Here is a 9,715-nt window from a genome sequence, read left to right as displayed (position 1 = left end):
GGCGGCGGCGGGCTGCGCGGGAGCCGCCGGGGCTGCAGGGGCCGCGGCGGCGGGCTGCGCCGGGGCCTCGGGAGCGGGGGCCGGGGCGGCAGCGGCGGGCGCGGGCTGCGCCGGGGCCTCGGGAGCGGCCGGAGCGGCACCCGGGGCGCCGATGACGGCGAGCTTCGCGCCGACCTCGGCGGTCTCGTCCTCGCCGACCACGATCTCCAGCAGCACGCCGGAGGTCGGGGCGGGGATCTCGGTGTCGACCTTGTCGGTGGAGACCTCGAGCAGGGGCTCGTCCTCCGCGACCTCCTCGCCGACCTCCTTCAGCCAGCGGGTCACGGTGCCCTCGGTGACCGACTCGCCCAGAGCGGGCAGGACGACGTCGGTGCCCTCGGCGCCGCCACCGCCGGCGGCGGCCTCGGCGGTCGGGGCCGGAGCGGGTGCGGCCTGCTCCGCGGCCGGGGCGGCCTGGGCGGGCTGCTCCGGCTCGGGGGCGGGGGTCTGGGCCTGCTCGGCGGCGGGCTCCGGGGCGGCGGCAGCCGCGCCCGAGCCGTCGTCGATGACGGCCAGCTCGGCGCCGACCTCGACGGTCTCGTCCTCGGCGACCTTGATGGACGACAGGACGCCGGAGGCCGGGGCGGGGATCTCGGTGTCGACCTTGTCGGTCGAGACCTCGAGCAGCGGCTCGTCGGCCTCGACGCGCTCGCCCTCGGCCTTCAGCCAGCGGGTGACGGTGCCCTCGGTGACGCTCTCGCCGAGCGCCGGGAGGGTTACGGAAACCGGCATGGTTTCGGTTGCTCCTTACGGTGGGGTCTCCCCGGCCCGCGCGGAGCGCGGGGCCGGGGGAAGTGCGGTAGTGGTCGTCGCGCCCGTGGACTCGGCTCAGTCGTGGGAGTGGAGGGGCTTGCCGGCGAGGGCCAGGTGGGCCTCGCCGAGCGCCTCGTTCTGCGTCGGGTGCGCGTGGACGAGCTGCGCGACCTCGGCCGGCAGGGCCTCCCAGTTGTAGATCAACTGGGCCTCGCCGACCTGCTCGCCCATGCGGTCACCGACCATGTGGACGCCGACCACGGCACCGTCCTTGACCTGGACGAGCTTGATCTCGCCGGCGGTCTTCAGGATCTTGCTCTTGCCGTTGCCCGCCAGGTTGTACTTGAGAGCGACGACCTTGTCCGCGCCGTAGACCTCCTTGGCCTTGGCCTCGGACAGGCCCACGGAGGCGACCTCGGGGTGGCAGTACGTCACCTTCGGTACGCCGTCGTAGTCGATCGGGACGGTCTTCAGACCGGCCAGGCGCTCCGCCACCAGGATGCCCTCGGCGAAACCGACGTGCGCGAGCTGGAGGGTCGGGACGAGGTCGCCGACGGCCGAGACGGTCGGCACGTTCGTGCGCATGTACTCGTCGACCAGGACGTAGCCGCGGTCCATCGCGACGCCCTGCTCCTCGTAGCCCAGGCCCTGCGAGACCGGGCCGCGGCCGACGGCGACCAGCAGCACCTCGGCCTCGAAGGTCTTGCCGTCGGCGAGGGTGACCCGCACGCCGTCCTCGGTGTACTCGGCCTTCTCGAAGAAGGTGCCGAGGTTGAACTTGATGCCCCGCTTGCGGAAGGCGCGCTCCAGGAGCTTCGAGCTGTTCTCGTCCTCGACCGGGACGAGGTGCTTCAGGGCCTCGATGATCGTGATGTCGGTGCCGAAGGACTTCCACGCCGAGGCGAACTCGACACCGATGACTCCGCCGCCCAGGACGATGGCGGACTTCGGCACCCGGTCCAGGACCAGCGCGTGGTCGGAGGAGATGATCCGGTTGCCGTCGATGGTCAGGCCGGGCAGCGACTTCGGCACCGAACCGGTGGCGAGGAGGACGTGGCGGCCCTCGACCCGGCGGCCGTTCACGTCGACGGACGTCGGGGAGGACAGTCGGCCCTCGCCCTCGATGTACGTGACCTTGCGGGAGGCGATCAGACCCTGCAGGCCCTTGTACAGCCCCGAGATCACCTCGTCCTTGTACTTGTGCACGGCCGGGACGTCGATGCCCTCGAAGGTGGCCTTGACGCCGAACTGCTCGCTCTCGCGGGCCTGGTCGGCGATCTCGCCGGCGTGCAGCAGGGCCTTGGTGGGAATGCATCCGCGGTGCAGGCAGGTGCCGCCGACCTTGTCCTTCTCGATCAGGGCGACGTCCAGGCCCAGCTGGGCTCCGCGCAGGGCCGCGGCGTAACCACCGCTGCCACCGCCGAGGATCACTAGGTCGAAAACGGTGCTGGCGTCGTTCGCCACGTCACGTCCTCCATGCATGTGCGCCGGGCGCCGGTGTCTCCCAGGGCGGGGAGCACCGGGCGGCGGCTGGTGTTCGGCCGCTTGTCTTCGGCCCTGTGGTGGGGGCCCTGTCCTGCCGAGAACCCATCTTCGCACTTGTCGACGGGAGGCGGGACGCGGGGCCGGGATACGGGACGGCGGTTCGGCCGTCCCCGGCGGTTACCTGTACGTACGAACCTACGGATTTCGTCGAGGGCGAACGGAAGGCCGGCGCCCGATATTCCTGCGGACCCGGGGCGCCGGCCTGGGGCGGCGGGTACCGGGGGCCCCGGAACCCGCCGCGCGGGCGTCAGCCCAGGTCGCCGTCGGCCGTGCGCTCGGCGAGCCTGACCAGGGTGCGGACCGCGGAGCCGGTGCCGCCCTTGGGGGTGTAGCCGAACGGGGCGCCCTCGTGGAAGGCCGGGCCCGCGATGTCCAGGTGGGCCCAGGTGATGCCCTCGCCGACGAACTCCTGCAGGAACAGGCCCGCGACCAGGCCGCCGCCCATCCGCTCGCCCATGTTCGCGATGTCGGCGGTCGGGGAGTCCATGCCCTTGCGCAGGTCCGCGGGGAGCGGCATCGGCCAGGAGTCCTCGCCGGCCTCCTCCGCGATCTCGTGGACCGAGGTGCGGAAAGCCTCGTCGTTGGACATGATCCCGAAGCGCCGGTGGCCCAGCGCCAGCACCATCGCGCCGGTCAGCGTCGCCACGTCCACGATCGCGTCCGGGCTCTCCTCCGAGGCCTTGGTGATCGCGTCGGCCAGCACCAGGCGGCCCTCCGCGTCGGTGTTGAGGACCTCGACCGTCTTGCCGCTGTACATGCGCAGGACGTCGCCGGGCCGGGTGGCGTTGCCCGACGGCATGTTCTCGGCCAGCGCCAGCCAGCCGGTGAGGTTCACGCGCAGCCCGAGCCGGGCGGCCGCGACGACGGCGGCGAACACGGCGGCGGCGCCGCTCATGTCGCACTTCATCGTCTCGTTGTGGCCGGCGGGCTTCAGCGAGATGCCGCCGGAGTCGTAGGTGATGCCCTTGCCGACGAGCGCGAGGGACTTCTCCGCGTCCGGGTGCGTGTACGCCAGCTTCACCAGGCGCGGGCCGTGCGCCGCGCCCTGACCGACGCCGAGGATGCCGCCGAAGCCGCCCTTGACGAGCGCCTTCTCGTCCCAGACCTGCACCTTGAGGCCGTGCTCCTTGCCTGCGGCGGTGGCGACCGCGGCGAACGACTCGGGGTAGAGGTCGTTCGGCGGCGTGTTGATCAGGTCGCGGGCGCGGTTCATCTCCCCGGCCACGGCGACGGCGCGCTCCGCGGCGGCCTTGAATGCCTTGTCGCGGGGCTTGGCGCCCAGCAGGGCCACCTCGGCCAGCGGCTTCTTGGCGCTCTTCTCGTCCTGGTAGGCGGTGAAGGCGTACGCGCCGAGCAGGGCGCCCTCCGCGATCGCCTGGGCGTCCTCGGCGGCCTCGACCGGCAGCGCGAACGCCGCCTTCTTCGAGCCGGCCAGCGCGCGGGCGGCGGAACCGGCGGCGCGGCGCAGCGACTCGGCCGGATACGCCCCGTCCTTCTCCGGTGCGGTGCCGAGCCCGACCGCGAGCACGACCGGGGACTTCAGGCCCGACGGCGCGGGCAGCTTGGTCACCTCGCCCTCGGCACCGGAGGCGCCGAGGGTCTCGAGGACGGTGGCGAGCTTCCCGTCGAACGCCGCGTCCACGGCCTCGGCGCCGGCTGCGACGACCGGGCCCTTGGCGCCCTTGGCGACGCCGACGACGACCGCGTCGGCGCGCAGCGTCGCAGCGCCGGCTGTGCTGAGAGTGAGAGCAGTCACGGTGGTGAAATCTCGCTTCCGTTGAGTTTCCTGGGCCGAAGTGGTGGGTCGGCCGCCCGGCGCATCGTAAGTCGGGCGGACAGGAGCGCCGCCACGAGCCTACGCGCGCCCGCGATGTTCGCTCGTGCCGACGGGGATTCACCCATCCGTGGTGTCTCCGCCGAGTTGCCCCCGCGGCCGGCGGGTCCTGCGTCACACTCGGGCCGAATGCGCAAGGGAGCAAGTGGCTGCTTTGCATGATTTCCACATGTCCTCCCCGGCGTCTTCGCGGGGAGGATCAACAAGGGGTGGGGGAAACACCATGGCACCCGTATTCGCCACGGGGTTCGGCACGCGTGCACTGACGAGCGGACCCGGCCGGGCATCCGCGCCGGGCGCGCTCGACGGGGGAACGGCCGGGCGGGGGCCCGGCCGAGGGGGCAGGCTCGGCGCGGCGGCGGTCGCGCTCACCACGTCGGCGCTGTTCGCGGCGGCACTGCCCGCGTCCCAGGCGGCGGCCGCCGACCCGGTGCCGCGGATCGACCTCAAGGTCCTCGTCGTCGACGACGGAGGCTCGGCGGTCGCCGCCGTCACCTCCGAGCTGCGCAGCACCGGCGTCCCGTACAGCGTGCTCGACCTCGGGGACCCGGGCCGCCCGAAGATCGACGCGACGTTCCTGAGCGACACCGTGAGCGGCCGGCCGCGAGCCAGGTACCAGGGAGTGGTGCTGCCGAACGAGGCCCCGTTCGGTTCGGACTCCGCCGGGACGGCGGAGCAGGCCGCGCTCGTGGAGTACGAGAAGCGGTTCGGCGTCCGCCAGGTCGACGCCTACACCTGGGCCCACCCGGGAGTGGGGCTCGACTACACCAGCGAGGGCGGCTGGTCCGGCACGCTCGACGGCACGGCGGCCGCGGTGACCGCGGCGGGCCGGTCCGGTCCGTTCGGGTACCTCGACGGCGCCCTGGCCTTCGAGGACAACGCGCCGGAGATCAGCGAGAGCTACGGATACCTGGCCCGCCCGCGCGAGGGATTCACCAGCTATGTCGACGCCCCGGTGCCGGGCGGCGAGGGCCGCGCCAGCCTCCTCGGGGAGTACGCCCACGACGGGCGCCGCGAGCTCGTCGTCACCTTCGCGTACAACCAGCACCAGCGGCAGTTCCGGCTGCTGGCGCGCGGCATCGTCGAATGGCTCACCCAGGGCGTCCACCTCGGCCAGAGCCGCAACTACTTCTCGGTCCACATCGACGACGTCTTCGCGCCTGACGCCCGCTGGGACACCGAGCGCAACTGCACGCCAGGAGACATCGACTGCACCGGGGGAGCGGGCGAGCAGGCCCCGGACATCCGGATGACCGCCGCCGACGCGCAGTACGCCGCCCAGTGGCAGCGCACCAGCGGCCTCACCCTCGACATGGTCTACAACGCGGGCGCCGGTGAGGAGTGGAAGGCCGAGAACGGCGGCACGGACGCGCTCACCACGCAGCTGCTCGCCGACCGGGCCCAGTACCGCTGGGTCAACCACACCTACACCCATCCGTTCCTCGGCTGTGTCCAGGACGTCTCCGTCGTCCCCTGGCAGTGCTCGAAGGACGCGGCGGGCAACACCCGCTGGATGAGCCGCGCCGAGATCTCCGCCCAGATCCGCGACAATCACAACTGGGCGGTGAACAAGGGAATTTCGGTCGACCGCACGGAACTCGTCACCGGAGAGCACTCAGGGCTGAGGACGCTTCCGCAGCAGCCGGTGGACAACCCCAACCTGGCGCCCGCGCTTGCCGACAACGGCGTCAGGTGGATCGCGAGCGACAACTCCCGCGAGCCCCAGCAGCGCCCCGTCGGCAGTGCCCTGACCGTGCCCCGCCACCCCATGAACGTGTACTACAACGTGGGCACGGCTGCCGAGATGGCCGACGAGTACAACTGGATCTACACCTCCCGGGCCGACGGCGGAAGCGGCATCTGCGAGACCAACCCGGCCTCCACCTGCCTGGACGAACCCCTCGACGTCGCCACCGGCTACGGCACGTACATCGTCCCGCAGGAGGCCAGGATCGCCCTCGGCCACATCGTGGCCAACGACCCGCGCCCGCACTACGTCCACCAGTCCAACCTGGCCGAGGGGCGCATCCTCTACCCCGTCCTCGACCGGATCCTGGACGACTACCGCACGCTGTTCGCCGACAACACGCCCCTCGTCAACCCGCGCCACCGCGACGCCGGCACGGAACTGGGCCGCCGCGCCGCCTGGCAGTCGGCCCTCGACGCCGGCCGGGTCACCGCGTACCGGATCGGCACCACCGTCACCGTCCAGGCCCCCAACGGCGTCGACGTCCCGGTCACCGCGCCCGAAGGCACCCGCAAGCAACTCCTGCTCGGCACCAGCGCCTTCGGCACCGCCTACGCGGGTCAGCGATCGGCCTGGACCCAGCCGGAGCTGCTGCAGTCCGCCGTCACCCTCCGACTGCCCTCCTGAGAGGGCCGGCCCGGTAGTTCCGCGCGCACCCCGGCCGGACGGCCGGGGTGCGTCGCCGCCGCGCCGCCGCGCCCCCGCGTCGTGCCGGGGGTACCTCACGTGCCCGGCCCTTCGACCTCAGCACCCTCAGACCCTCAGACCCTCAGACCTCAGTACGTCAACACCGTCATGCCCAGGGAGACACAGCACGATGAGCCAGGGACGCCATGTCACCATGCTCACCGAAGGCACCTATCCACATGTCCACGGCGGCGTCAGCACCTGGTGCGACCAGCTCGTCCGGGGCATGCCCGAGGTCGACTTCACCGTCGTCTCCCTCACCGGCAGCGGCCGTGAGCCCGTCACCTGGGAGCTGCCGCCCAACGTCCGCGCCCACAGCGCCGTGCCGCTGTGGGGGCCGCGCCCCGGCCGTGGCCGCTCCCCGCGCCGGGGCGCCGACCGCAGCCGCTTCCTCGACACCCTCGAGCGCTTCCTGCTGTCCCTGCTCTCCCCGGAGGCACACGCCGACTTCGGCCCCGCGCTCGACGCGCTGGCCGACGAGGCGCGCGGGGGCCGTCTCTCCGCCGCACTCCGCACCGAGGCCGCCGTCCGCACCCTGATGCGCCTGTGGACCCGGCAGTCCCTGCCCACCGCCGCCGCCGGACCCACCGTCCACGACGCCCTGACCGCGGTCGACCTGCTCGAACACGCCCTGCGCCCGCTGGCGGTGCGCATCCCCGGGGACAGCGTCGCCCACGCCGTCAGCAGCGGGCTCGCGACCCTGCCCGCGCTCGCCGCACAGCGCCTGGACGGGGTGCCGTTCCTCCTCACCGAGCACGGCATCTACCTGCGCGAGCGCTACCTCGGGTACCGCACCGGGGCGCCGCGCTGGCCGGTCAAGGCACTGATGCTCGGCTTCTACCGCGAGCTCAACACCCTCGGCTATGAACGCGCCGATCTGATCACCCCGTGCAACCGCTACAACCGGCGCTGGGAGGAGCGCGGCGGCGCGCTCCCCGGAAAGATCCGCACGGTCTACAACGGGGTCGACCCGTACGCCTTCCCGCACGCCGGGGCCGAACCGGCCGTGCCCACCCTGAGCTGGGCCGGCCGGATCGACCCCATCAAGGACCTCGAGACGCTGATCCGTGCCTTCGCCCTGGCCCGCGAGGAGGTCCCGGAACTGCGGCTGCGGCTGTTCGGCGCAGCCCCGGCCGGGTGCGAGTGGTACGCCACGGGGCTGGAGAAGCTCGCCGCCGAACTGGGCGTCGCCGACGGGGTGTTCTGGGAGGGCCGGATCGGCGACGTGGCACGCGCGTACGCCGCCGGCCACGTGGTGATGCTCTCCAGCATCAGCGAGGGCTTCCCCTTCTCGATCATCGAGGCGATGTCCTGCGGGCGCACGACGGTGTCCACCGACGTGGGCGGGGTGCGCGAGGCCGTAGGCGACACCGGCCTGGTGGTCCCGCCGCGCGAGCCCGAGGCGCTGGCCGCCGCCGCCCTGGAACTGCTCCGGGACGACGCGCGCCGCGCCGAACTGGGCCGCCGCGCCCGGCAGCGGGTCGTCGACCTCTTCACCCTGAGGCGTTCGGTGGACGCCTTCAGACAGATCTACCGGGAGCTCGCCGGCACGCCGGGAGAGGTGTACGAGCCGCCGGCCGCCGAGACGGTCGCCGACTGGACCCTGGAGCTGAGGGACCCCTGGTACCAGGAGCACACGGCCTGGGGGCACCACTGGTCCGAACCCTCCGAGCCCGTCGGAGGGGGCGTCCGGTGAGCGGTTCCCGGTGGCCGAGGGACCCGGGGACGGCCGTGCGGGACGCCGTGCCGTCGGTGCCGGAGAAGGGCCCCTCCGTCCGGGCCGGGGCCGACCCGGTCGGCGAACTGGCCGGGCGGCTGGCTGGCTTCGTGGCGGCCGCCGTCCATCCCGACGAGGTGGCGGCGCTGCTGGAGTCCGACGGGCTGACGGACGAGCAGATACGCCGCGCGTACGGACACGACGACTCCTTCGCCCTGGCCGAGGACCTGTACGCCCGCGTCGAGCGGCGCTTCCCCCGGTCCGGGGAGACGCCGCCGGTGCCCGGCAGCCCGACGCTCCTCGTCTGTCTGCTACGGGGCCTGCTGTTCACCCTCCCGGGGCTGGGCCATGTGCTGGCCGCGCCGCTCCTCGTGGGCGGTCGACCCGCGCACGTCGCGCTGCTGGCGGCGGCGCTCGCCGGCTGGGCCTGGAACCAGGCCCTCGCCCACCGCGCGTACGCCTGGCTGGGCCTGGGGGACCGTCCCGCGGCGGCGCGGGCGCTGCTGCGGGGCGGGCCCGTGGGAGTGCTGCTCGGCGCGGCCGCCGCCGCGGCCGCGGCACCCGTTCACGTTCCGGCGCTCGTGTTCGCCGCGGGCCAGTCGCTCTACCTCGCCGCGGCGACGGTGCTGCTGGTCCTCGGCCGAGAGCGGGTCCTGCTGCCGGCCCTGCTGCCGCTCGTGGCCGGGGCGCTGCTCGCGGCAGTGCACCCCGCGCCCGCCTGGACGCACCTCGTGCTCCTCCTGGCGTCGGTCACCGCGGCCGTGGGCCTCGCGGCGGCCGCGGTCGCGGGCGTGCCGCGATCGGCGGGCTTCCGCGGCCGTGGCCGGGACCGACGCCGGCACACGGGGCCGGGAGGGCTGGGCGCTTCGGTGCCGTACGGCCTCTTCGGGCTGGGCTCAGGGGTGCTGGTGCTCCATGTAGCGCTGGACTCACCGCCGTTCGCGGTGGCCCTCACCCTCGGCATGGGGCCCGCGGAGTGGCTGCTCCACCGGTTCCGGGCCGACAGCCTCGCCGGACTGCGGGCCTGCACCTCCCCGCGTGCCTTCCGGACGTCGGTCGCGAGGGCGCTGGTGCGTGCCCTCGCCGGCTACGCGGGCGCCCTGCTGACGCTCGTGGCCGCCGCGCTGCTGCTGTGGCCCGGCGGGGGAGCCGGCCCGGAAGCGACCACCGCGGCCGGAGTGCTGCTGCTCGGGGCGGTGCTGTGGACCGGGCTGCTGCTCCAGGCGTTCGGGGCCGTGCTGAGCCCGGCACTGGTGTGCTGTGCGGCCGCGCTCGCCCCGGTGCTCCTGCCCGGTTCGGAGCGGCTTCTCGTCCCGGCCGCCGCGTCGGCGGTGCTCGTCCTGCTGGTCTGTGCTCAGCTGGGCCGGATCACCGCACACCGCTGAGGGAGTCC

Annotated in this window: 6 protein-coding genes; 3 read left to right on the top strand and 3 right to left on the bottom strand. The window is 73.6% G+C overall.

The features are described from left to right. The 3 genes from AB0J10_RS29775 to AB0J10_RS29765 form a co-directional block, all read right to left on the bottom strand. On the bottom strand, positions 1-771 hold a 771-nt coding region (locus AB0J10_RS29775; RefSeq protein ID WP_363065852.1), incomplete at its 3' end, for a biotin/lipoyl-containing protein. 96 nt (positions 772-867) lie between these two features. Then, a complete protein-coding gene (gene lpdA / locus AB0J10_RS29770) occupies positions 868-2,256 on the bottom strand; it encodes a dihydrolipoyl dehydrogenase (RefSeq protein WP_363065850.1) in 1,389 nt (462 codons plus the stop codon). Between the two features lie 328 nt (positions 2,257-2,584). Beyond that, positions 2,585-4,093, bottom strand: a complete 1,509-nt coding sequence (locus AB0J10_RS29765) for a leucyl aminopeptidase (protein WP_363065848.1) — start codon at positions 4,091-4,093, stop codon at positions 2,585-2,587. Between the two features lie 301 nt (positions 4,094-4,394). On the opposite strand from AB0J10_RS29765, the gene AB0J10_RS29760 reads away from it, so the two are divergent. From AB0J10_RS29760 to AB0J10_RS29750, 3 genes are all read left to right on the top strand, one after another. Beyond that, on the top strand, positions 4,395-6,545 hold the full coding sequence (locus tag AB0J10_RS29760; RefSeq protein WP_363065846.1) for a hypothetical protein: 2,151 nt from the start codon (positions 4,395-4,397) through the stop codon (positions 6,543-6,545). Between the two features lie 190 nt (positions 6,546-6,735). After that, positions 6,736-8,301 carry a DUF3492 domain-containing protein gene (locus AB0J10_RS29755; protein ID WP_363065844.1) on the top strand — a complete coding sequence of 522 codons (1,566 nt, stop codon included), beginning with the start codon at positions 6,736-6,738 and terminating at the stop codon, positions 8,299-8,301. After that, positions 8,298-9,707 carry a hypothetical protein gene (locus AB0J10_RS29750; RefSeq protein ID WP_363065842.1) on the top strand — a complete coding sequence of 470 codons (1,410 nt, stop codon included), beginning with the start codon at positions 8,298-8,300 and terminating at the stop codon, positions 9,705-9,707. The genes AB0J10_RS29755 and AB0J10_RS29750 overlap by 4 nt, the downstream gene beginning before the upstream one ends. Positions 9,708-9,715 lie beyond the last annotated feature (8 nt).

The organism is Streptomyces sp. NPDC049887 (genome assembly GCF_040656535.1).
In the GTDB taxonomy this organism is placed as follows: Bacteria; Actinomycetota; Actinomycetes; order Streptomycetales; family Streptomycetaceae; genus Streptomyces.
This window is presented reverse-complemented; position numbering and strand designations above follow the sequence as displayed.

Excerpts from the sequence above, each read along its gene's own strand:
- AB0J10_RS29760 (WP_363065846.1), top strand. The coding sequence starts at position 4,395 with ATGGCACCCGTATTCGCCACGGGGTTCGGCACGCGTGCACTGACGAGC.
- AB0J10_RS29755 (WP_363065844.1), top strand. The coding sequence starts at position 6,736 with ATGAGCCAGGGACGCCATGTCACCATGCTCACCGAAGGCACCTATCCA.